This window comes from Variovorax sp. P1_G12 (genome assembly GCF_056405555.1).
The window spans coordinates 228,936-251,547 of sequence record NZ_JBFUBW010000006.1; the positions used below are offsets into that span (position 1 = coordinate 228,936).

The 22,612-nt window shown below is 66.8% G+C and carries 21 protein-coding genes and 1 pseudogene; 7 read left to right on the forward strand and 15 right to left on the reverse strand.

Annotation, left to right across the window (positions count from 1 at the left end):
* The first annotated feature begins 32 nt into the window (after positions 1–32).
* The gene (locus tag AC1D2O_RS09470; RefSeq protein ID WP_478094638.1) at positions 33–521 is read left to right on the forward strand and encodes an arsenate-mycothiol transferase ArsC; all 489 of its coding nucleotides are present in this window, start codon (positions 33–35) and stop codon (positions 519–521) included.
* 59 nt (positions 522–580) lie between these two features.
* Here AC1D2O_RS09470 and AC1D2O_RS09475 read toward each other — a convergent pair whose 3' ends face one another.
* A complete protein-coding gene (locus AC1D2O_RS09475) occupies positions 581–862 on the reverse strand; it encodes a hypothetical protein (RefSeq protein WP_478156799.1) in 282 nt (93 codons plus the stop codon).
* A gap of 282 nt (positions 863–1,144) precedes the next feature.
* On the opposite strand from AC1D2O_RS09475, the gene AC1D2O_RS09480 reads away from it, so the two are divergent.
* Complete coding sequence (locus AC1D2O_RS09480; protein ID WP_478156801.1) at positions 1,145–1,489, forward strand: hypothetical protein; 345 nt, start codon at positions 1,145–1,147, stop codon at positions 1,487–1,489.
* Positions 1,490–1,505: 16 nt separating this feature from the next.
* Here the strand turns inward: AC1D2O_RS09480 and AC1D2O_RS09485 are convergent, their stop codons facing one another.
* The 8 genes from AC1D2O_RS09485 to AC1D2O_RS09520 form a co-directional block, all read right to left on the reverse strand.
* Positions 1,506–2,864 carry a class II 3-deoxy-7-phosphoheptulonate synthase gene (locus AC1D2O_RS09485; protein WP_478156803.1) on the reverse strand — a complete coding sequence of 453 codons (1,359 nt, stop codon included), beginning with the start codon at positions 2,862–2,864 and terminating at the stop codon, positions 1,506–1,508.
* Positions 2,865–3,131: 267 nt separating this feature from the next.
* Positions 3,132–3,557 (reverse strand): MarR family winged helix-turn-helix transcriptional regulator, encoded by a 426-nt coding sequence (locus AC1D2O_RS09490; protein ID WP_478090024.1) that lies wholly within the window; start codon positions 3,555–3,557, stop codon positions 3,132–3,134.
* A 159-nt stretch (positions 3,558–3,716) separates the two neighbouring features.
* On the reverse strand, positions 3,717–4,424 hold the full coding sequence (locus AC1D2O_RS09495) for an alpha/beta hydrolase (protein ID WP_478090023.1): 708 nt from the start codon (positions 4,422–4,424) through the stop codon (positions 3,717–3,719).
* 214 nt (positions 4,425–4,638) lie between these two features.
* The gene (locus tag AC1D2O_RS09500; protein WP_478090022.1) at positions 4,639–5,199 is read right to left on the reverse strand and encodes a dihydrofolate reductase family protein; all 561 of its coding nucleotides are present in this window, start codon (positions 5,197–5,199) and stop codon (positions 4,639–4,641) included.
* A 120-nt stretch (positions 5,200–5,319) separates the two neighbouring features.
* Positions 5,320–7,503, reverse strand: coding sequence for a xanthine dehydrogenase family protein molybdopterin-binding subunit (locus tag AC1D2O_RS09505; RefSeq protein WP_478090021.1), 2,184 nt, complete (start codon positions 7,501–7,503; stop codon positions 5,320–5,322).
* 1 nt (position 7,504) lies between these two features.
* Positions 7,505–7,978 (reverse strand): (2Fe-2S)-binding protein, encoded by a 474-nt coding sequence (locus tag AC1D2O_RS09510; protein ID WP_478090020.1) that lies wholly within the window; start codon positions 7,976–7,978, stop codon positions 7,505–7,507.
* A 42-nt stretch (positions 7,979–8,020) separates the two neighbouring features.
* Positions 8,021–8,419, reverse strand: coding sequence for a nuclear transport factor 2 family protein (locus AC1D2O_RS09515; protein WP_478090019.1), 399 nt, complete (start codon positions 8,417–8,419; stop codon positions 8,021–8,023).
* 51 nt (positions 8,420–8,470) lie between these two features.
* On the reverse strand, positions 8,471–9,109 hold the full coding sequence (locus tag AC1D2O_RS09520) for a hypothetical protein (protein WP_478090018.1): 639 nt from the start codon (positions 9,107–9,109) through the stop codon (positions 8,471–8,473).
* 867 nt (positions 9,110–9,976) lie between these two features.
* Between AC1D2O_RS09520 and AC1D2O_RS09525 the strand changes: the two are divergent.
* Positions 9,977–10,252 (forward strand): annotated as a pseudogene (locus AC1D2O_RS09525) (helix-turn-helix domain-containing protein); the annotation flags it as partial.
* Positions 10,253–10,412: 160 nt separating this feature from the next.
* Here the strand turns inward: AC1D2O_RS09525 and AC1D2O_RS09530 are convergent.
* Positions 10,413–11,096, reverse strand: a complete 684-nt coding sequence (locus AC1D2O_RS09530; RefSeq protein WP_478156805.1) for a LuxR C-terminal-related transcriptional regulator — start codon at positions 11,094–11,096, stop codon at positions 10,413–10,415.
* Between the two features lie 144 nt (positions 11,097–11,240).
* The gene (locus tag AC1D2O_RS09535; RefSeq protein WP_478090016.1) at positions 11,241–12,032 is read right to left on the reverse strand and encodes an alpha/beta fold hydrolase; all 792 of its coding nucleotides are present in this window, start codon (positions 12,030–12,032) and stop codon (positions 11,241–11,243) included.
* A 232-nt stretch (positions 12,033–12,264) separates the two neighbouring features.
* On the opposite strand from AC1D2O_RS09535, the gene AC1D2O_RS09540 reads away from it, so the two are divergent.
* Together AC1D2O_RS09540 and AC1D2O_RS09545 are read left to right on the forward strand one after the other, a co-directional pair.
* Complete coding sequence (locus AC1D2O_RS09540) at positions 12,265–12,681, forward strand: nuclear transport factor 2 family protein (protein ID WP_478090015.1); 417 nt, start codon at positions 12,265–12,267, stop codon at positions 12,679–12,681.
* A 53-nt stretch (positions 12,682–12,734) separates the two neighbouring features.
* The gene (locus tag AC1D2O_RS09545) at positions 12,735–15,560 is read left to right on the forward strand and encodes an ATP-binding protein (RefSeq protein WP_478156806.1); all 2,826 of its coding nucleotides are present in this window, start codon (positions 12,735–12,737) and stop codon (positions 15,558–15,560) included.
* Between the two features lie 37 nt (positions 15,561–15,597).
* Here AC1D2O_RS09545 and AC1D2O_RS09550 read toward each other — a convergent pair whose 3' ends face one another.
* Genes AC1D2O_RS09550 through AC1D2O_RS09560 form a run of 3 tightly spaced genes read right to left on the reverse strand, consistent with a single transcriptional unit; the run spans position 15,598 to position 19,168 of the window.
* Entirely contained in the window at positions 15,598–16,353 is a 756-nt protein-coding gene (locus AC1D2O_RS09550) for a DUF899 domain-containing protein (protein ID WP_478094276.1), read from the reverse strand.
* Complete coding sequence (locus tag AC1D2O_RS09555; RefSeq protein WP_478094278.1) at positions 16,350–17,735, reverse strand: tetratricopeptide repeat protein; 1,386 nt, start codon at positions 17,733–17,735, stop codon at positions 16,350–16,352. The genes AC1D2O_RS09550 and AC1D2O_RS09555 overlap by 4 nt, the downstream gene beginning before the upstream one ends.
* On the reverse strand, positions 17,732–19,168 hold the full coding sequence (locus AC1D2O_RS09560) for an FAD-binding oxidoreductase (RefSeq protein ID WP_478156808.1): 1,437 nt from the start codon (positions 19,166–19,168) through the stop codon (positions 17,732–17,734). The genes AC1D2O_RS09555 and AC1D2O_RS09560 overlap by 4 nt, the downstream gene beginning before the upstream one ends.
* A gap of 160 nt (positions 19,169–19,328) precedes the next feature.
* Between AC1D2O_RS09560 and AC1D2O_RS09565 the strand changes: the two genes are divergently transcribed.
* On the forward strand, positions 19,329–20,354 hold the full coding sequence (locus AC1D2O_RS09565) for an AraC family transcriptional regulator (RefSeq protein ID WP_478091905.1): 1,026 nt from the start codon (positions 19,329–19,331) through the stop codon (positions 20,352–20,354).
* A gap of 67 nt (positions 20,355–20,421) precedes the next feature.
* Here AC1D2O_RS09565 and AC1D2O_RS09570 read toward each other — a convergent pair whose 3' ends face one another.
* Positions 20,422–20,652, reverse strand: coding sequence for a hypothetical protein (locus AC1D2O_RS09570; RefSeq protein WP_478091903.1), 231 nt, complete (start codon positions 20,650–20,652; stop codon positions 20,422–20,424).
* A 302-nt stretch (positions 20,653–20,954) separates the two neighbouring features.
* On the opposite strand from AC1D2O_RS09570, the gene AC1D2O_RS09575 reads away from it, so the two are divergent.
* Positions 20,955–22,601, forward strand: a complete 1,647-nt coding sequence (locus AC1D2O_RS09575) for a DUF1302 domain-containing protein (RefSeq protein WP_478156821.1) — start codon at positions 20,955–20,957, stop codon at positions 22,599–22,601.
* The last annotated feature ends 11 nt before the right edge of the window (positions 22,602–22,612 follow it).

The following is a 22,612-nucleotide window of genomic DNA, read 5'->3' on the forward strand; positions in this document are numbered from 1 at the left end:
CGGTGCACAGTCGGTGGACAATCTGAGAGTCCATGCAGAAGATCTGTGTTGTTTTTGTTTCGCGACGAAACTCCTTGCGCAGCATCCTGGCTGAAGCCTGCCTGCTCCATCTGAGTCAGCGCTTTTCCGTGCATTCCTGTGGCCGCCCGGGCGAGATCGCCCATTCGGTCCACCCGGCTGCCCTGGGTGCGCTGACCAGCGCCAGCATTCCACTGCCGCACACCGCCTTGCGCAGTTGGGACGAGTTCACCCGCTCGGGCGCACCGCGGGCGGACCTCGTCATTGCGCTGGACGCATCCATCGAGCTGTTGCAGCCTCGGTGGCCAGGTCAGCCGAACGCGGCGTTGTGGCCCTATGAGGATGTGGCCGCCATCGTCAACGCCGAACAGGCGGCTCACGCCGCGATTCAAACGCTGTACTCCCTGCGGCGCCGTCTGGAGCTGCTGGCCAATTTGCCGTTGCGCGCAGTCGACAGGGCGGCGGTGCGCGCGGACGTCCGGGATCTCGCGCACTTGAATTGAAAGCTTCTTGTGAGCGTCGCGCCGAGGTCAGGCGCGACGCCCGGGCCACGCCGCGGCGATCAGCTCGCTTGTCCCGTGAGCGGCACGTCGATCCCCTCAAGGGGCGACATCTGAAGCGAAAGATCGAACAGCCTGGCTTTGCCGGCGTAGTAGCGATCAAGTCGCCACTCTTTCAGGATCTCGACGGCGAGGTCGAACATGTCGAAGTCGAGTTCATACAGGGATGCAAGCTCGAAGCTGCGGTCAGATTCGAGCGCCAGCACCAACTGCGAAAGTACCACTGCGGACTGTCCGTTCGGATTTCGTTCGATGAAGCGACGGGCGCGATGGATCGCATTCATGGATTTCTCCCAGATTTGGAGAGATCGCGATTGTGGCTTGATCCGCAGCCGGATGAGGAAAAGACCACGACCGCCCAGCGGTGGCGAGTCCGAAGGCCCCATCTGCTTCAGGAACGCATTCGGCACAGAGTTGCCCGCAGGCAACAAAGTGATGGTTTTCGTGAGGAAGTGGGCCTCATAGCGCGTTCGGTGTATTGCGGGGAGATGCGGCGACACCTACTCTTGCGCTTGAGACTGTTGGACGAACTTTCTTACGCAATAACAACTTACGCTGTATTCCGCATGTTGGCCGCTGCGCTGATCCTTCTGCTCCTGGTGGCATGGGAGCTTCGTCTCCAGATCTGGCTGGGCAGGACGATGCGCATCAGGGTGCGGCGCATCGGGTGGATCGTCGTCGAGGTGCGGCGACGCGTTTCGATGCTGCGGTTGCCGGATCATGTGTCGGAATTCCCCGTTCCGCGCGAGGAGCGCATCCTGGTCCATCGATTGCTTGGCATCGTGCTCTGGCACGAGGAAATGAGCGTCGCGCTTCCCGATACCGCATGCGAGCACCTCGCGGAGATCGCGCCCCAAGACTTCGATCGTCAGTTTCCGATCTGGTTGCGTCTCGCCGGCGGCCCGGGCTGAGTCGCTGTCTGACGCTCTACCCGCGCGCCGCCTTGAGCACGTCCGCAATCAGGAAAGCCAGCTCCAGACTCTGCGATCCGTTCAGGCGCGGGTCGCAGGCGCTTCGATAGCGCGCCGACAGTCCCTCGTCCGTCAACGCCTGCGCGCCTCCGCGGCATTCGGTGACGTCTTGTCCCGTCATCTCGAAATGCAGGCCTCCGGGGTATGTGCCCTCCTGCCCGTGCACGGCAAAGAAGACCCGCAGTTCCTGGAGGATGCGTTCGAAGTCGCGGGTCTTGTAGCCACTGGTCGAGGTCACCGTGTTGCCGTGCATGGGGTCGCAGCACCACACCGGCGTGCGGCCGGCACGGTGCACGGCGCGCAGCAGGGGCGGCAGCCGCTCGGCGACCTTGTCGCTTCCCATGCGCGCGATCAACACCAGACGGCCGGGCTCCTGCTCCGGGTCCAGCACGTCCATGAGGCGCAGCACGTCGTCCGGACTGGCCGTCGGCCCCAGCTTGACGCCGATCGAGTTGCTCACGCCGCGCATGTACTCGACGTGGGCGCCATCGATCTGGCGCGTGCGCTCGCCCAACCAGAGCATGTGGGCTGAGCCTCCGTACCATCTGGCGGTCCGCTTGTCGAAGCGGGTCAGCGACTCCTCGTAGTGCAGTTGCAAGGCCTCATGCGAGGTGTAGAACTCCACCGCGTGCAGTTGCGGGGCCCGCGAGGCGTCGAACCCGCAAGCCTCCATGAAAGCCAGCGACTGGGTGATGCGGTCCGCGAGCTCTTCGAAGCGCTCGCCCTGCGGGCTCGATCGGACGAAGTCCGCGGTCCACCGATGCACTTCGTGCAAGTCGGCGAAGCCGCCCTGGGCCAGGGCGCGCAGCAGGTTCAGCGTGGTGGCGGAATGCGAGTAGGCCATCAGCAGGCGGGACGGTTCCGGCTGCCGCGCTTGCGTCGTGAACTCGCTGTCGTTGATGATGTCCCCGCGGTAGGAGGGCAGCGTCGCCCCATCCTGCGTTTCGACGTCGGAGGACCGCGGCTTGGCGAACTGGCCGGCAATGCGCCCTACCTTCACCACCGGGCAGGCAGCGGCATAAGTGAGCACAACCGCCATCTGAAGAATCACGCGAAAGGTGGATTCCACCGGCTCCTGACCGAACTCGTCGAAGCTCTCGGCGCAGTCACCGCCCTGCAGCAGGAAAGCCTCTCCCCGCGAGACGGCCGCCAGGCGTTCGCGCAGCTGCGAGATCTCGCCGGGAAATATGAGCGATGGCAGGCCTGCAATGCGCCGCTCTGTTTCCTGGAGCGCACGCGTATCGGGATACGCCGGCATCTGCAGCGCAGTGCGACCTCGCCAGGAGGATGGACGCCAATCTTGCCGATGGGACATCGAGGGAGCTCCTATTTCGGCCAACCCGACAAGAGCGTCTCGTGCCGGCCATTTTGTGTCGATCCGTGGTTCGAAGTTACGACGCTCTCCCCCTCCGAGCCACGCCCTCTTGTATTGCCCCCGGATTCGCAGTGGCAAAGCGCCATCGTAGCGTTGCCACATCCGCGTGGGGTTTCTTGACGAATGGATCGCGCGGTGCCTTGGGATGCGCCGGTGCCAATCACCGAGTCACACACACCGCGTGCAAGGATCGATCGCCCCGCCCTGCTATGCCTTCTTTTCCACAGCGCGGAGCTTTTCGGTCAACGCTGCGAGCCTGTCACGCAGGTCCCCACCTTCATCTCGGCTCAAACTGCATGCGTTCTCAAACTGGCTGCTCGCTTCCTCGGCCTTGAGCTGCAACGCGCGCCCCTCAGGCGTCAGTTTCACAACGAGATTGCGTTCGTCTTGCGGGTCGCGTCCGCGCGTCAGGAACGATGCTTCTTCCAAGCGCTTGACCAACGGAGTCACCGACCCCGAATCGAGCCCGAGCCGCTCAGCCAGATGCTTGAGCGAAACACCATCGTTCTCCCAGAGCGCGAGCATGACCAGGTATTGCGGATAGGTGATGCCAAGCTCGGCAAGCAGAGGCTTGTAGCTCTGGAGCATCGCCAGCGAGCTGGCGTAAATGGCGAAGCAAAGCTTCTGGTCCAAGGTCGGGAACTTCGTATGGCCCGAGTCTCGGGCCTTCTTGCTGGATGCAACAGACATGCTTTCCTCTAAATCCTGAAGACTGAAGGCTATCAAACCGGATCGATCGGAAGTGCCCCTCTGCCAATGGCAGGGGGCACGCCCGAGGCGATGCACGCTCGCTCAGCCCGGTTGCTTCCCGGCGATCTCCCGTGCCGCCTTCTCGATGATCTCGGCAACGGCCTCCGGACGCGAAACGTACACGGCATGACTTCCGGGCACTTCAGTGACGCTCGAGCCGGCGCGCTGCGACATCTGTCGCTGCGCAGGTGGCGGAATCATCTTGTCGTCCTTGGCCACCAGGTACCAGCTCGGCTTGGTGCGCCATGAGGCTTGCGTGACGGCGCCGCCCAGAGCCTCCACGCCCCACGGAACCTGCGAAGCAGCCATGAAGCGGGCGCGTTTTTCACCCACGTCAGCGGCGAACGAGGCTGCAAACTTGGCTGGGTCGAGGAACAGGAAACCATCCTGCGGCGGCAGGATGGGCGGCACGGGCGCGCCGGGAGGCGGATTCTTGATCAGCGAGGCCACCGATTCGCCCTTGTCCGGCGCAAACGCGGCGACGTAGACCAGGCCCTTGACCTTGGGATCGTTGCCGGCCTCGGTGATGACCACGCCGCCGTAGGAGTGGCCGACAAGCAGGACCGGGCCCTTCTGCGCGGCGATGGCGCGCTGGGTGACCGCGACGTCGTCGGCCAGCGACGTGGTCGGGTTTTGGACGACGGTGACGTTGTAGCCGTCCTTGCTGAGGATGTCGTGCACGCCTTCCCAGCCCGAGCCGTCGACGAAACCGCCGTGGACCAGAACGATGCTCAATGCGATGGCAGTCATGATGAGTTCTCCTAGATGGATGAAGTTGAAGAGGAAATGTGGTCTTGCCACGGGGATTAATGTAGCGCGCTAATGATTAGCGCGCTACTTAAAAGATGTAACGCCTTGTTTTCATGCTGCATCGCCTTCCAGACCGTGTCGAAATTTGCTTCGGGATCGACGATGAAGACTTTTGGGCTTGTGGCCGTCAGTGGCTCGCTGAATTGGCCAATGGCTAAGTTCTCGGTTCATACCGCGTCGCCACCGCCCCTGAGCTGAACTCCAGCCGGCTCACGAGCTTCAGGTCGATATGCTTCGATAGTCCCGCAAACAGTGTTGGCCCGTGCCCCGTCAGCCTGGAATGCACCACGAACTCGTACTCATCGATCAATCCGAGCTCCGCCAAGGCCAGCGGCAGCTTCACGCCCCCCACGAACAGTCCCTTGCCGGGCTCCCGCTTGAGCTCTTGAACAGCGCTCTTGAGATCGCCGCGCACGAGCTCTGCGTTCCAATCGACTTGGGTCAGCGTGCTCGACACGACGTACTTCTTTGCCGCGTCGATGGTGTGGGCGAAAGGTTCCATCCACGCGGGCATCCAGTCAGGCCTCACGCCCGTCCGCGCCACCGGCCGCCACGCCTCCTCCATCATTTCGTAGATCACTCGCCCGAACAGGAGCGCATCGGCTCGTTGGAGGTTCTCGATCGCGTGACGATGCAACTCCTCGTCCGAGGCCATTGCACGATGATCGCAGCACCCGTCCAAAGTGACGTTGATCGAATACCGAAGAGGTCGCATGGCGCAAAGATACCGCCGATGAGGCAGGCCAGCAAGGTGAGCCCGCCGCTTGAATGGGTGGCGCAGACCTGTTCGCGACCCATCTCATGCACAGCCTGACGAAAGCATCGGCTGCAGATCCTAGGCAGACTTGAGTTGATCCGGATCCACCGGCAGCCTGCGCACGCGCTTGCCGGTCGCGGCGAAGATCGCGTTGGTCACGGCCGGCGCCAAACAGGACGTGCCGGGCTCGCCCATCCCGCCCGGGGGCTCGGCGCTTGGAATGATGTGAATCTCGATCGCCGGTGCCTCGTTGATGCGCAGCACGCGCACGTCGTGAAAATTCGACTGCTCGATGCGGCCATTCTTCAACGTGGCCTGGCCGTAGAGCGCGCCGGAGATGCCGAAGATCACCGCGCTCTGGATCTGGGCGTGAACGGTGTCCGGATTGACGATCACCCCCGCATCCGTGGCGCAGACGACGCGCCGCACCGCGACGCTCCCGTCCCGAGCCACCTCCACCTCGGCCACCTGTGCCATGTACGTGCCGAAGGCGAACTGCACGGAAAGGCCGCGGCCCTGGCGCTCTCCCATGGCGCGGCCCCATTGCGCCTTGTCGGCGGCCAACTGCAGCACGGCGCGGGCCCGCGGGTTTTCTTCGAGGAGCGCGAGCCGGTAGCTCAGCGGGTCGGCCTTCGCCGCGGCGGCAAGTTCGTCGATGAAGCTCTCGACGACAAAGATGTTGTGGGTCGGCCCGACGCCGCGCCAGAACGCGGTGGGAATCGGCGGCTCGTGGTTCACGTACTCGATCAGCACGTTCGGCAATGCGTAGGGCGGCTTCACCGCACCGTCGACCGTCTCGGGATCGAATCCATTGTTGTAGGCGGCGGGCAGCCAGCGCTTGAGGATCGAAGAACCGGTGATGCGATGCTTCCAGGCCACCGGCCTGCCGTCCGGGCCGAGGCCGGCGCTCACGCGGTCATAGAAGTAAGGACGGTACATGTCGTGCTGGACGTCTTCTTCGCGGGTCCAGATCACTTTCACCGGGCCGTCGACGTTCCGGGCGATCTGCACCGCGCGGGTCACGCTGTCGAACTCCAGGCGTCGACCGAAGCCGCCGCCCAGAAGATGGTTGTGCACCGTCACCTTGTCGAGCGGAAGGCCAGTGACGGCCGCCGCGGTGGCCTGGGCACGCGTCAGCACCTGACTGCCGACCCACACCTCGCAGCTGTCCTTGCGCACATGCACGGTGCAATTCAAGGGCTCCATGGCGGCATGGATCAGGAACGGCACCTCGTAGACCGCCTCGAGCCGTGTCGCCGCGCCGGCCATCGCCTGGGCGTTGTCGCCTTCGCTGCGGGCGACCGCGCCCGGCCGTTGCGACGCTGCCTTCATCGATTCGACGATGTCCGCGGTGCTCAGCCTGGCGTTGGGACCGTCGTCCCACTCGATCACCAGCGCCGCGAGGCCCTTCTTCGCCGCGCCCATGTGGTCGGCGACGACCGCGACACAGTCGTCCAGCCGCACGATCTGGCGCACGCCGCGGACCGCCTTGGCCTTGCGGTCGTCGACGCTGCGCAGTCGCCCGCCGACCACGGGCGACTGCGCCAGCGTGGCCACCTTCATGCCGGGTACCTTCGCGTCGATGCCGAACACCGCCGTGCCGTTCACCTTGGCCGGCGTATCGAGGCGCCTGGCGGGCGTGCCGATCAGCTTGAAGTCCGCTAAAGGCTTCAAGACGACCTTGTCGGGCACCGGCAACCGGGCAGCATCCGCGACCAGTGCGCCATACCTGAGCCGCCGCGCGCTCGGCGTGTGGACGACCTCGCCGCGTTCGGCCCTGCACGCCGCCGGGTCCACCTTCCAGCGCTGCGCGGCGGCCTGGACCAGCAGCACCCGCGCTGTAGCCCCGGCCCGGCGCATGGGTTCGAATGCACCGCGGATGGCCGTCGACCCGCCGGTGCTCTGAATGCCGAACAAGGGGTTCGCATACAGCTTGTCGTTCGGCGGCGCATGCTCGAATCGCACCGTCTGCAGATCGACCTCCAGTTCCTCCGCAATCAGCATCGGGATCGAGGTGTAGGTGCCCTGTCCCATCTCGATGTAGCCCATGATCACGGTCACCTGGCCGTCCGGCGCGATGCGGATGAAGGCGTTGGGCGCAAACGAAGGGCCACGGACGCCCTCTGCGGCCTCGGCCAGATCCGGTGCGCCAGCGATGGCTACGCCCACCAGCAATCCGCCGCCCAGCGTGCCGGCGACGGACAGGAATTCGCGCCGCGACAGGTCTGCGCGCGCCTCGTTCATCAAGCGATCGAAGATCATGTCAACCGGCCTTCACGTTCGCGGAGAGGGCGAGTGCTGCCTGTTTGATGCCGGAACGAATGCGCAGATACGTGCCGCAGCGGCAGATGTTGCCGCTCATCGCGGCATCGATGTCGGCATCGGTCGGCGTCGCATTCTTCGTCAGCAGCGCGGCGGCCGACATCAGCTGGCCCGATTGGCAGTAACCGCATTGCGCCACCTCCAGTTGCAGCCACGCCTTCTGCAGCGCGCGGCCGACCGGCGTGCCGGCCAGTGACTCGATGGTATTGACGTTCGAGCCGGCCACCGATTGCAGCGGAGTGACGCACGACCGTGTGGGGACGCCGTCGACGTGCACCGTGCAGGCGCCGCACAGACCCATTCCGCAGCCGAACTTCGTGCCCGTCATGCCCAGCACGTCGCGCAGCACCCAAAGCACCGCGATGTCCCCGTCTACCGTGGTCTCGACCGGTCTGTTGGTTCCATTGACCTTCACGTGGCGGCCTCCTTGACAAAGTGCCCGAGCCGGAACTCGGTTTCAGGCGATGAACTTGTCGCCGAACATCGGCAGCCCACTCTTCGACTCGGCACGCGTCGCCTCGTCCTGCAGCACATCCCAGTGCTCGGCCAGAACGCCGTCGGCGATGCGCAGGATGTCCACGCCGATCCAGTTCACCGGACGGTGTTCGCCCCAAAAGCGGCCGTGGACCATCACGAAGTCGCCCTCGGCCATGATCAGGCCCGGCTCGTAGCGCAGCGACGGCGGCAGGCTCTTGATGAGGTTGAACAGGCCGTCCCGGCCCGGCGCGATGTGCGCGCTGTGCTGGACATAGTCCGGCGACCAGTAGTGCTCGGCCTTCGCGTAGTCGCGCTGGTTGAACAAGGCGTCGAACGCCGCGAGGACCAGGGCCTTGTTCTTCGCGATGGATGGACTCATTGCAGTTCTCCGGACATGCGCCTCGATCGCCGACGAACCGGGCACCCGAACCTACTTCCGCGCGAGCGGGATCTGCAGGTTCGTCGGCCTGTTTTCTTCCTTGTCGAACCCGCGGCCGTCCACATTGCGCGCGCCCCAGAACAGCATGTCATGGTTGAGGTAGACGAGGTCGAACTCCATGAAGTTCTTCCCTTCGCTCAACCCGAACGGCGGGAATGCCTTGCCGAACACGCTTTGCGTGTCGTTGACTTGCCACTTTCCGTAGCCTTTGCCGGCGACCTGATTCAGCAGGTCGGCAAACCCCTGAATCAGTGGCGTCACCTCGTATCCCTCGTCAGCAACGAAGTCCACCTTTTGCGCACCTGCGGCGATCGGATGAGGTCCGCGCCACAGCATGTGACCCCGAATGACGAGACGGGCCAGGGGCACCGCACCGTTCGGGTCTGCCGAATTGACGACCTTCAGTTCGAATCGATCTCCGGCCAGGTACTTGAATTCGCGCGTCAGATAGAACGGCTTGAGCGTGCCGTCGGCGTTCTTGCTGGCGCTGGGGCGGATTTCCGGGGCGATGCTCGCCCAGTCTCCGACGAGAGCCTCTTTGATCTGATCCACATTCATGACGATCTGCCTTTCGGGATTGCCGGGGGGCGAGTGGGTCGTGGAAGCACAGGCTGCGAGCGTCAGCGCCAAGGCGAGCGACAGAAAGGGCGAAAAACCTCGTGTCCACATCGGGATTGATTCCTCACCCGCGAGTGCACCGGCAAGCGAGCAGAAAATTTGCCCGGCCTGACCTGCATGCAGTGCGGTCCACGAACTATGGAGCGGGGGCGCCCTGCACCGTTAGCCCAAATCGGCAAACCGACGCGCGCTCCCTGTCAAGGCTATGCCTCGCCGCCACGAAACACCCCCATGACGCTCAAACTGGACGTATTCGACGACTTCCACGTGCATGGCGCTTCGGCGCCGGAGTGGAACCAACGTTATCTGCAGCTATCGCCGGGGACCATGCGAAGTTCGCTCGCCGAAGTGACGACGGACAGCATTCATGTCTTTCGCAAATGGTTGAGTGAACGGGTGATTCAACAGGGCTGTCTGCCCAACGGCAAGATCTGCTTTGCGGTCCCGCTGGGGAAGCTCGCCGGAACGTCCCGGATGCAGGGGCACGAAATTCACGCGGACAGCATCTTCGTTCTTCGCAGCGGCGACGAGTTCACGCTGCAAAGGCCCGAAGGGATGGAGTTGATGGCGGTGACGTTCGAACTCGACGACTTTCGTCGCTTGCTGGACGAACGGCCGTGGGCACCCGGCGCTCTGAGCCTCCTGTCCCGCCCCGTGCTGCGAGCCCCCGGCGGCGCGATGCAGCAATTGCGGCACGGCCTTCTCTCGTTGTTCGATGAGACATCGACCGCTCATCCATTCGAATCGGAAGCGGTCGAGGATCAACCGGTGTCCAGCGTCGTGTTCGATGCGCTTTGCGAGCTTTTCAACAGCGCCGCCGATGCGCGGCAGTTGGCCGGGAGCGCATCGGCCGGTTTCATCGTCTCGCAGTGCCATCGGATGGTGGAAGCTGGCGGGAATTCACCACCGAGCGTCGAGGAACTGTGCCTGCGCCTTCGTACGAGCCGGCGCACGTTGCAGGACAGCTTCAGGCAAGTCGCCGATTCAACGCCAGTGCACTATCTGCGGTGCGTCAGGCTGAACGCCGTACGTCGGCAATTGATGTCGACACGTGCGGTGGACCTCAGCATCGCGCAGGCGGCCGAGGACAGAGGATTCAACCATCTGAGTCACTTCGCGGCACGGTACAAGACATTGTTCGGTGAATTGCCGTCACAGACCATGCGAACCGGCTGAAATGCGAAGGGTGCTCAGCGGGGGATTTCCAGCAGATGCTGGGTGGCGACATGAAGGCCTCGCTCGTTGTCGGCGCCCGCGAAGTGCGGCTGATTGCCGCGCCGCTCGCCGCCGGGCCGTCGCCAGCGCGGCCAGCTTCTCATGCCGGTAGCCGCACCGCCGCAGCGACGCCTGGCGGCCACGCGGCGCGCCGGCTGCGGAACTCGGGGATCTCCACCATCCCCTTTTCCGCCGCGATGCTCGCCGCCTCCGTTCGCGACGACGCGCCGAGCTTGGCGAGGACGCCCTTGACATGCGTCTTCACGGTCCCGACGGCAATGCCGAGCTGACGCGCGATGGTCTTGTTGCACTGGCCGCGCGCCAGCAGCCGCAGCACCTGGTCCTCGCGCGAGGTGAGCTGCTCGCCCGCGAGGCCTGCGGTCATGCGGTGCGCGACCTCGGGGCACACGTACGTCGCGCCCTGGGCGAGCGACCGGACCGCCAGGACCAGCTCGTCGGGCGTGCAGCTGGAGAGCACCAGGCCGTCGACACCGGCGCGCAGCGCCGAAGCGGCGGCGCACTCGCGCGCGCGCGGGGCGATCACCAGGATCTTCGAATCGGCCTTCAGCGACGGGAGCCCGGGCTCCGCGCCGCGCTGCGCCAGCCGCAGCCCGGACGACCAGTCCGTCACGACCACGTGAACGCCGGGGTCCGCCACCGCCGCCAGGCTCTCGGCCATCCAGGCCATCCCGGCGCCAAAGAGCGTCGCGCGCACGCCGGCCCGCAGCAGCGGCTCGGCCAGCCAGACCAGAACGTTCACCGGTTCAAAGGTGCGATTCCACATGGCATCTCCTTCTCGATCGGCGACTTCGCCGCTCTGGTGGAGATGCTCGGCACATGGCGCCCGTCGGTCCAGTTAGATGTTGTTGGCACCGGACTCCCCGGGACCCATCCCGCGAAGCCCGGTACGCGGGCCCCTGCCCCCGCCTTACTGCGGCTGCGGCTTGGCCAGCGCCGCCTTCTCGATGATCGACGCCACGGCCGACGGCTTCGATTCGTACACGGCATGGCTGCCGCGCGACTCGACCACGGTGGCGCCTGCGCGCTTGGACATGAGGCGTTGCGCAGGCGGCGGGATCATCTTGTCGTCGGTCGCCACCAGGTACCAGCTGGGCTTGCCCTTCCACGCGGGCTCCGTGATCTCGCCCGTCAACGCCTCGACACCCCAGGGCACCTGTGCGTTGGCAAGGAACGCCGCCCGGTCGGCCGGCAGGTCGCCGGCGAAGGAACTCGCGAACTTCACCTTGTCCAGCATCAGGAAGCCGTTGACCGGCGGCAGGATCGGCGGCACGGGAGCGCCCGGCACGGGATTCGAGGTCAGCGTCTTGACGGACTCGCCCTTGTCCGGCGCGAACGCGGCGATGTAGACCAGGCGGGAAACCTTGGGATCGTTGCCGGCTTCGGTGATCACCGCGCCGCCATAGGAGTGGCCGACGAGGACGACCGGGCCCTCCTGGGCGTCCAGCACGGCCTTCGTGGCGGCCACGTCCCCGGCGAAGGAGATCGTCGGGTTCTGCACGATGCTGACGTTGAAGCCCTTGGCCTTGAGCAGCTTGTAGACGGGCTCCCAGCCCGCCCCGTCGACGAAGCCGCCATGGACCAGCACCACGTTGTTGATGCGGTCGGTGGCGGCCTGCGCGGCCGGGCTGGCGGCCATGATGCCCAGCACGAGCGGGGCGGCGAACAGGGGAGCGAGCAATGCACGGGTCTTCAGTTTCATGATGACGAACTCCAGAGTTGAGGGGGTTGGGCCCGCCGCCGGGGAACGGTGGCGCTGGCCTGCATGCATCGTCGGCGCCGGACGGCGCGATGGCGCCTCTCTTCGCGGCTACCTCCTTGGGGGTGGTCTCCCGGCCCGCCCTCACACCGCGCCATGCGCGGCCCTAACAAGATCTAACGCGCAACGCCCCCGCGATCGCGCAAGATGGCGCGAAGGCCTTGCAGATCGAACCATGGACACTCCTTCCGACTCCGGCACGCCGGAACTTCCGCCGGACGCGAACCGCGTCGTCAACGACTTCATCGCCGCCGTCAACGACGGCGATCTGCGGGCCGTGATCGGCCTGTTCGCCCCGGACGCGCAGGTGAACGATCAGCTGCGCAACTTCTGGGGGATCAACGCCATCTGCGAATGGCTCGAGCGCGAGATCATCGGCGAGCGGGTCCATATCGAGGCGGTGAATGTGCGCCAGCACTACGACGTCGTGATCCTCGCCGCGGAGCTGCGTGGCGACTTCGCGGTGGCGGGCATGTCGCAGCCTGTCATCGTGGACATCTACTTCACCATCAAGGACGCAAGGATCGTCCGCCTCCAGTTGCTCATGGTCCGGGACGACGACGAGGGAGCGGACATCCGGAAGGTCCCATGAGGAGCCAGCCTCGCCTTAGAATTTGCCGCCTGGTCCACGCCTGATCTTCCATCGTGAATCGCCCTGCCGCCCCGCCCGCCGCCCGGTGGCAAGCCACCTTCGGGCCGTTCTCCCTGTCGCCCGACGAACGCCTCCTGCTGCGGGACGGCGTGCCGGTCCGGCTCGGCGGCCGGGCCCTCGACCTGCTCGTGGTGCTGGTCGAGCACGCGGGCGCCGTCGTCAGCAAGAAGGACCTGCTCGCACGGGTGTGGCGCGACGTGGTGGTGGACGAAGGCAGCCTGCGCTTTCACATGCATGCGGTGCGCAAGGCGCTGGGCGACGGCGTGGCGGGCACGCGCTACGTCGTGAACACGGCCAACAAGGGCTACACCTTCGTCGCCGCCGTGGAGCGCCTGAGCACAGGGGCCGAGGTCCGCGCGCCCACACCCCCTCTCGGCTCGGCACTGCCCGCACTCGGCTCGGTGATCGTGGGACGGGACGGCGACATCGACGCCATCGTGGCCAACCTGCTGAAACGACGCCTGGTCTCGGTGGTCGGCGCGGGCGGCATCGGCAAGACGACAGTCGCCATCGCCTCGATCCAGGCGGCGGCCGAGCACTTCGAGCGCGACGTGCACTTCGTGGACCTCGCCCAGGTCCATGCCATGGGCTCCATCCGCGCCGCCGTGGCCCATGCGATCGGCCTGCAGAACGGCCAGGACGAACTGCCGCTCATCGCCGCCCATCTGGCCGAACGCAAGTCGCTGGTCGTGCTGGACTGCTGCGAGCACGTCATCGCGGCCGCCGCGGAGCTGACCGAATGGCTGTTCCGCCACTGCCCCTTCGTTCACATCCTCGCCACCAGCCGCGAGGCGCTGCGTGTCGAGGGCGAGTTCGTCTACCGGCTGCCGCCGCTGGCCTTTCCCCCGCCGGGCGAAGGCGCGAGCGCCGCGGCGGCGCTGGCCTACCCCGCGGTCCAGCTGTTCGTGGAACGCGCGGCCGCCAGCGGCGCGGGCTTCGAGCTCAAGGACAGCGACGCGCTGCTGGCCTCGCAGCTGTGCCGCGAACTGGACGGCATCGCCCTCGCGATCGAGCTGGCCGCGGGCCGCATCGAGGCGCTGGGCCTGCAGGCCATCACTTCGCATTTCGACGCCAGCGCCAAGCTCATGTGGCACGGGCGGCGCACGGCCGTGCCGCGCCACCAGACCCTCGGGGCGACGCTCGACTGGAGCTTTCACCTTCTCGCCGAAGATGAGAAGCGCCTGCTGCGCCGACTCTCGGTATTTGCCGGCAGCTTCGCGCTCGATGCGGCGTTGGAAGTCTGCTGCTTCGACCGCGAACCGTCAGAGGGTGTCGAGCTGCTGGCCGGGCTGGTCTCGAAGTCGCTCGTCAATGTCGATGCGGGCGGGGCGGCTCTGCGCTACGGGATGCCGGACACGACGAAGTCGTACGGCTGGAAGCGGCTCGAAGCGAGCGGCGAAGCCCAGGCCCTGGTCGAGCGCTTCTCGCATTTCTACGGCCGCTGGGCCACGCAGCAGGCCGCTCAGGCGCTCACCAAGGAGGCACTCGACACGGTCCGGCTGGAGCTGCCGAACCTGAGCGCCGCGATGGCGTTCGACTTCCGCGACGAAGCGCAACCGGCGGCGGCGGTCGAGCTGGCCGCCTCGTTCTGCCCGTTGCTGCTCCAGTTGTCGCTGCTGAAGGAATGCGCGCGCTGGGCGCAGGCCGCGCTGGACCGGCTGCCGCCGGAGGTCGTCGGCTCTCACGCCGAGGTTCGCCTGCGCGGCGCGCTGGGACAGTCGCTCATGTTCATCGGCGGCGACGGCGACGAGGCCGACACGGCCTTTCGCCGCGGCATCCAGGTGTCCGAAGACCTGAAGGACCCACGCACCACGCTGCATCTGCTCAACGGCCACGCCCTGCTGCTGCACAGGGACGGGCGCTTCACCGAAGCGCTCACGACCGCGCGCAAGGCCGAGTCGCTGCTGTCCGCGCTGGACGACCCGGAGTGCCGGGCGATCGTCGACTCGCTGATGGGCGTGGCGCTGCATCTCGTCGGCCACGTCCAGGAAGCCATGGGCCACTGGCAGCGGGTCGCACGCTACGGCGCGGGCTCGTCGACCGACACGACCTCCCGGCTGGGTTTCGACTACTACATCCGCGCGATGTGCGGCGTAGCGCGCAGCCTGTGGCTCACGGGGCACTACGCCGAAGCGGTCGCGGTGGCGAACGAAACGATCGCGAAGGCGCGCGACTCGGGCCACGCGGTCACCTACTGCATCGCCCTCATCTGGGCCGGCTCCGTGCATGTCTACCAGGGCAACGTCCCGAAGATCCGGGAGCTGGCCGGCACGGTCGAGGCCGTGGCCAGGCGCCACTCGCTGACGCCGTATCTCAGCATCGCAAGCGCGACGCGCGGGCAGATCATGGTGATCGAGGGACGCCCGGCCGAGGGCGTGGAGCTCATCCGCCGCGCGGTCGAAACGCTGCGGGTCAGCCGCTACGAAATGGTCACCACCGTGTTCCTGACCGCCATGGCGCGAGGCCTGTCCGACCTGTCGCTGCACACCGCGAGCCTCACCCTGTGCGACGACATCGCGCAGCGCATCGAGACGGGCGGCGACCGGCTGCGCCTGTCCGAGCTGCTGACGACCCGTGGGCGCGTGCTGGTGGCCGCGGGCCGGCCCGAGGAGGCCCGTCAGAGCTATCTGTCGGCCATTGCCGTGGCCCGGTCCCAGGACGTGAAGCCCTTGCAGGTGCGCGCGGCCGTCGCGCTGGCGCAACTGCTGGTCGGCATGGGACGCGTCGAGGAGGCCGACCAGCTCCTACGCCCGCATCTCATCGCGGCCGGCGACGAGACTTCGTCAGACCTCGTGCTGGCGCGAAGCCTGTTGTGCTGAACAGCCCAGCGGCTGGCGCTGCCTCCGGCCTGGCGGCTCATGTCTCCTTCCGGAACGCCGCCTCTCCGGCGTCCGACACCTCGACCCACTGCTTGTCGGGCACTGCGTCTGCGGCGTAGTTGTCGTGCCAGTTCCACCACTTGTAGGTCGGCGTCTGGGGATAGCCCTCGGGCGAGTCTTCCCAGACCTCCTGCCGGCCCAGCGGCGTGATGTCGAGGTAGTTCCAGGTGCCCCCCATCTGCTCGTCGCCGCGGTTGTTGATGAAGTAGGTGCGGAACACGCGGTCGCCCTCGCGGTAGAACACGTTCGTGCCGTGCCACTCGTCCACGCCGAAGTCGGCGTCGAAGCGGTCGGTGAGGGTGAACCACGGTATCTCCCAGCCCATCCGCGCCTTCAGCCGCGCGATGTCCGCCTGAGGTGCGCGCGAGACGAAGACAAGGGTCGTGTCACGGGCGTTCAGGTGGGCGACGTGGGCGACCTGGTCGGCCACCATGGAGCAGCCCCGGCAGGCGTGGTCGGGCCAGCCGAACACCCCCGGCTCGAAGAAGGCGCGGTAGACGATCAACTGCCGCCGACCGTCGAACAGGTCGAGCAGGCTGACCTTGCCCGCAGACCCCTCGAAGGCATAGGCCGCCTCCACGGCCATCCACGGCATTCGCCGGCGTTCGGCAGCCAGGGCGTCACGGGCGCGGGTCTGGGCCTTTTCCTTCACGAGCAGCTGCTCGCGGGCCGCCTCCCACGCCTGCGGCGACACGACCGCGGGTGTGGGCATGGATTGGGTTGACGTCGTCATGGCTGAAATCTCCTAGGTGGGCAAAATTCCGGCCTCCTGGCTGAAGCGTGATTCCAATCGCTCTCGCATCGCTCGTCGTTGGCCGTGAGACAGTTTGGCACCGGAGATCGAACGCGAGGAGTAACAAATGTGGCGGCATTCCGATGCCGTCGCTCCTTGCAACCCTGGAGACGCTCGAAGGCCTCCCGCAGGGTCAGGTTCAGCACATCGCGCTGCGCATGGCTGCCGCCGAGCCGGTGGGCCAACGCCGGCAGGCTCGCCAGCAGCGTGATCGCGATGGCTTGGTCCCCGCGTCCGAACGCGATCAGCGCCCGGCACGAGGAAAGCCCGAGCTGCCGCGTCGTTTCGCCGTGGCGCGTCGGCGACGACTGCGCCCTGAGCAACCCCAGCTCGAGGCGCCGCGCCCGATCCCAGTCGCGGGCGCCGACGAATGCGAGCGTGGCGTGCAGGTCGTTGAAGCTGCAGAAGCCGTCGTCGATGTGCGGGGCCCAGGCGGCCGCGAGCCTGGCCCAGCGCGTGCCCGTGTCGCCGCCGCAGAGCTCGATCCGCCACAGCAGCGCGGCGGCATCGATCAGTTCGGCGATCGGGTTCGAAGGATCGACCCAGACCCGCCGGTCGTACGACGACAGCGCTTCGTCGATCCGGCCCTGCGCCAGCCGGAACAGCGACAAGTGCCACCAGCAGTGGGTCGCCACCACGGTATCCCCGTCCCAGCCGTCCAGGTGCGCGTTCATCCAGCGCACGCCTGCGTCGGGGCGCTCGGTCATCTCGAACACATGCGCCAGCACATGGTGCGCCCGTGCGTCAAACGGATTCAGGGCCAGCGCCGCGTGCGCGAGTTCCTCGGCGCGGTCGTATTCGCCGCACTCCTCGAGCCCGAAGGCATGCATCGCCAGCACGGCGTGGTAGCCCGGCATATCGCACGACCAGGCCGGCAGCACCGCCGCCACGCGATGGACCATCCGCGCGGATTCGCCGGTGACGTGGTCGAACATATGCGCCACCTGCAGCGCCAGCGCATCCCGCGGCTCCAGGCGAAGCAGCTCGCCGAGCCTCTGCTTGGCGCCTTCGTAGTCGTCGTCGAGCACCGCGGCGATCGCGGCAAGATGCAGCCGCTCGCGCCGGTTGGCCGGCAGGCGGGCAGCGCGCGCGAGCACCGGCCGCGCCGATTGCACGCGTCGCGGATCTCGGCTGCCGATCAGCAGGTAGGCCTGCAGCGCGTGCGCCATCACGAAGTCAGGCGACGCCTGCAGCGCCAGGGCAAGTTCCGCGTCGACGCCGCCGCGCCAGCTCTGGAATGCGGCGAGCGCTCGCTCGTACGCCACCCCTGCGGACGCTGTGGCGCCGGTGATCCGGCACCCGCGGTCGTCGACCCGGATCATGGGACTACCTTCGTGGCCGGCGCGATGTTCAGGTTCATGCGGAACAGGTTGTCCGGGTCGAAGCGCTGCTTCACGGCCTGAAGGCGTTCGTGGTTCACGCCATAGCTCGCTGCGACGCGCTCGGCTTCATCCTCGGTCAGGAAGTTCACGTAGCCGCTTCCCGTGGCGTGCGGCGCGGCCTCCTCGAAGGCCTGGCGCGCCCAGGCGCGCACCCGCTCGTCGTCGGCCGCGTCGGACCAACGGCCATGCACGTTCATGATGTAGTTCGCATCGCGGCCGGCAAAGGCCGTGGCCGTCGGCTTCACGCGCGCCATCGCACCGCCGAGCTGCGCGATGAAGATCTCGCACTCCGGTCCCGGCAGGCGGCCGGCGGATGCGATCACGACGTCGAGCGCCTCGTCGGTCAACCGGTTGAAGTTGTTCGACTTCCAGTAGTTGCGGCTGCCGGCCGTCAGCAGCGGATCGAAGGCGGACTGGAATCCGGCGTAGGGCGTCGGCCCCAGCGCGGTCCCGATCGGATCGCCGAACTTCAGCACCGGCGCGGCCGCCCGCTCGCCCGCCGCGACCTCGCCACAATGGACGAGGGGGAAGATCACCACCTCGGTGCCGTGGGCCGACGCCGGCAGGAACGGAAGCGGCGGCGCCTTGCGAAGCACCGCCCAGACGCTCAGTTCGTCGGGCGAGCCGGTGTTGAAGTCGCGCCAGGCGCGCAGAACCTTTTGGGCCTGCGCGAACGGATACACGACCAGGCCGGCGTAGAGCTCGGGCCCGACCGGATGGAGCTGGAACTCGAACGACGTCACGACGCCGAAGTTGCCGCCGCCGCCGCGCAGGGCCCAGAACAGGTCGGGCTCGGAAGTGGCGGAGGCGACGCGCGCGGTGCCGTCGGCGGTCACCACATTGACGCTCAGCAGGTTGTCGACGGTCATGCCATGGCGACGTGTCAGCCAGCCGAAGCCTCCGCCGAGGGTCAGGCCGGCGACGCCGGTGGTCGAGTTGATGCCCAGCGGCGTCGCCAGGCCATGGGCTTGCGATTCGCGATCGAGGTCGGCGAGCAACGCGCCCGCGCCGACCCGGGCGGTGCGCTTCGCCACGTCGACTTGGATCGCCCGCATGCCCGAGAGATCCAGCATGAGCCCGCCTTCGGCGACCGCATTGCCCGCGATGTGATGGCCGCCGCCGCGCACGCTCAGCAGCATCCGGTGCGCGGCCGCGAAGCGCACACCCGCCTGGACATCGCTTTCCGTGAGGCATCGGGCGATCAGCGCGGGGCGGCGATCGACGCTCCCGTTCCAGACCTTGCGTGCTTCGTCGTACGCGGCGTCGCCCATGCCGAGCACGCCGGCGCTGAGCTGCGCGGCGAATGCGTCGACGTCCGCCTGCCGGACTTGCCGGACGTCCTTGTCCAGCGTAAGGTAGGTCAAAGATTGCATGGAGTGCTCCTGAAATGAATGCATTGAGGGACATGCCGCCGCGCCTCGGCCGCAACGGGTGGCCCCATTCTTTTTGTTTGCGCCATCCGGTGCTTGACCGCGGCTCCTCGGCACTTGATTGCGCGTCCTCCTTTGTTCGCGCGCCATCCCCCGGGCCCTGATGAGCCAGGACACGCTGTCGGACGTGCTGCGCGGCGTGCGCCTGCGCGGCGCGGTGTTCTTCAGCATCAGCGGCAACAGCGAATGGGCCGCCGAGGCCCCGTCGACGAAGGAACTCGCGCCCCTGCTGATGCATGGCGTCGACCATGTGATGGAGTACCACGCGGTCGCGCAGGGCAGCTGCTGGGCCGGAATTCCCGGCGGGCCGTCCGTGCAGCTTTTCGCCGGCGACGTCGTGATGTTCCCGCACGGCGATGCCCATGTGGTGTCGAGCGCGCCCGGGATGCGCGGCGACAGCGATTTCAGCTGGTTCGCCGGCGCGCAAGTCGAGCCGTTGCCGCTGCGCCTTGCCTACAACGGCCGCAACTTCATGCGTTCGGCGCCGCCGGATCCGGATGCGGACGCGACCATCGTCTGCGGCTTTCTCGGTTGCGACCTGCAGCCCTTCAACCCGCTGATTGCTGCACTGCCGCACCTGATGCATTTGCGCGCCACCGAGGGCGATGCCTGGATCCCGAAGTTCACCCAGCAGGCGGTGGCCGAGTCGCATGCACGGCGTCCGGGCGGCGAGGCGATGCTCGCCCGCATGAGCGAACTGATGTTCGTGGATGCCGTCCGGCGTTACGCCGACCTCCTGCCTGCGCACAGCGCGGGGTGGCTGGCGGGCTTGCGCGACCGCTATGTCGGCCGGACGCTGGCATTGATCCACGAGCGGCCCGCGCAGGACTGGACCATCGACGAGCTCGGACGCAGCGTCGGTCTCTCGCGCTCGGCATTGCACGAGCGCTTCGTCCACCTGATCGGCATGCCGCCGATCCACTATCTGGCGCTGTGGCGCGTCCAGGCGGCGGCGCGGCAGTTGCTTGACACCCGCGCCACCGTCGCCGCGATCGCGCTGGACGTCGGCTACGAGTCCGAGGCCGCGTTCGCACGGGCCTTCAAGCGCCTGGTCGGCATGCCACCCGGTGCGTGGCGCCGGGAACGCGATGCGGGGATCGACCTGGCGCCGCAGCCCCGCGCGGTGTGAACCAGGGCATCCCGCCCTTCAGGCGGTGGGCGCGGGCCGCCTTGGCGGCACCTTTTTGCCTCGGGCCTCAGGGCGAGCGGTGCAGGCGCGGCGCCGACAGCGCATCGATGCTTTGCTGGATCGTGTCGTCCACGTCGCGCCGGCGCCCTGGCAATCGGGCACCCGCCAGCGCCGCCTTGAGCGCCAGGATGTCCTTCACGCTCGGCGCGACCTTGATCTGCGCGAGCGCCGCGTCGGTGTTGCCGCCCTTGAGCAGCATCAGCACCTTGGCGGCCCATTCGTTTGTTCGTACTGCCATGGATAGTCCTTGCCTCGGGTCGGAGGCCGACTTTATACCGGCCCGTCGACGCCGATGCCCAGCCATCCCTGGAGGCCGGATCCGGCCCCCGGGAACCACAGCTTCCCCAGCGGGGTTGAGGCTTTCCCACCCCCCGCCCCCCTCCCCCAAGGAGGGGGGTGCGCACGGTCCTGAACTTCAAAATTCCGCCCGTTCCCCGGCCCATCGCATGCCAGGGGCTCCCCCCACTGACCACGCACTGGAGACACGTGTACCACCCAAAACTGAAGACGGGATCCATTGAAGCCCGCTCGTCCTTTCGAATCGCAGCCACGACCGCTGCGGTCCTTCTCGTCACGCTCGCCCCGGGGGGCGCAAGCGCGTTCGAATTCGACACCGGGAATCCTGACGTGTCGATCCGGTGGGACAACACGGTTCGCTACAACTACGCGAACCGCGTCGAGAGCCGCGACCAGAAGATCGGCAACACGGTGATCGCGGACGAAGGCACCTACAGCTTCAACCACGGCCAAACCGTCACGAACCGGCTGGACCTCCTGAGCGAACTGGACCTGACCTACATGAAGCGCTACGGCGCGCGCGTGAGCGCGGCCGGCTGGTACGACCATGCCTACGGCCCGAACAGCAAGACCAACCCGTTCCCGCCCTTCACGAACATCCCCAGCTACGTCAACAAGAAGTACAGCCCCTACACCGACCGCTACTACCGCGGTCCGTCGGGCGAGTGGCTCGACGCCTTCGTCTTCGGTGGCGTCGACATCGGCGATGTGCCCGTGAACGCCAAGCTGGGCAGCCATTCGCTGTACTGGGGCGAATCCCTGTTCCTTGCCGGCAACCTGAACGGCATCGCCTACGCCCAGAACCCGCTGGACCTCCAGAAGGGCTTTGCCACGCCCGGCGTGGAAGCGAAGGAATTGTTCCGGCCGCTGAACCAGCTCTCGATGCAGGCGCAACTCACCGACACCGTCTCGGTCGCCGCGCAGTACATGCTGGAGTGGGAGTCCTTCCGCTACCCTGAAGGCGGCACCTACCTCGGTCCCGTGGACTTCGCCTTCAACGGACCCGACCGCCAGTTCCTCTCGCCGGCATTGGGCTTCGCCCAGCGCGGCGCGCCGTCGGACCCCAAGCAGCGCGGCCAGGAGGGCGGCCTGTCCACCCGCTGGAGCCCCGAGTGGCTCGACGGCACCATGGGCGTCTACTACCGCAGGTTCTCGGACAAGCTGCCGCAGACCTTCCTGACGCGCGTCGGGCCGGGCATCAGCCGCTACAACCTGATCTACGCCGACGACGTCGACCTGTACGGCGTCAGCCTGGCCAAGAACATCGGCGGCATCAGCTTCGGCTCCGAGCTGTCCTTGCGCCACAACACGCCGCTGAACAGTACGGTGCTCGGCATCGCGCCCGGCCTGCCTGCGCAGGGCGACACCAAGGGCCCGCGCGGCGACACCTACCACGGCCTCGTGAACGCCGTCGGCATCGTGCCGAAGACCGCCCTCTTCGACACCGCTTCCTGGGCCGCCGAGCTGGTCTGGGCGAGCTGGGGCAAGGTCCGCAGCGGCCAGAACCTGTTCTTCGCCGAGGGCTTCGCGCCCTGCATCGGCAAGGACAAGTGGGACGGCTGCACGACCAAGAACTACTTCGGCGCCGGCTTCTCGTTCACGCCGACCTGGTTCCAGGTCTTTCCCGGCATCGACCTGTCGGCACCGCTCACCTATGCCGTGGGTCTCAGCGGCAACGCGCCGACGGTCTTCGGCGGCAACCAGGGCAACGGCAACTACAGCGTCGGCCTGGGTGTCGACGTCCGCCAGAAATACCGCTTCGACCTGAAATACATCGACTACGTCGGCCACTACAAGGACAACGGATTCGCCGTCACCGCGCAGAACGGCTTCACCACCCTGCTCAAGGACCGCGGTTTCCTGAGCCTCACCTTCAAGACCACCTTCTGAGGATCCTCCGA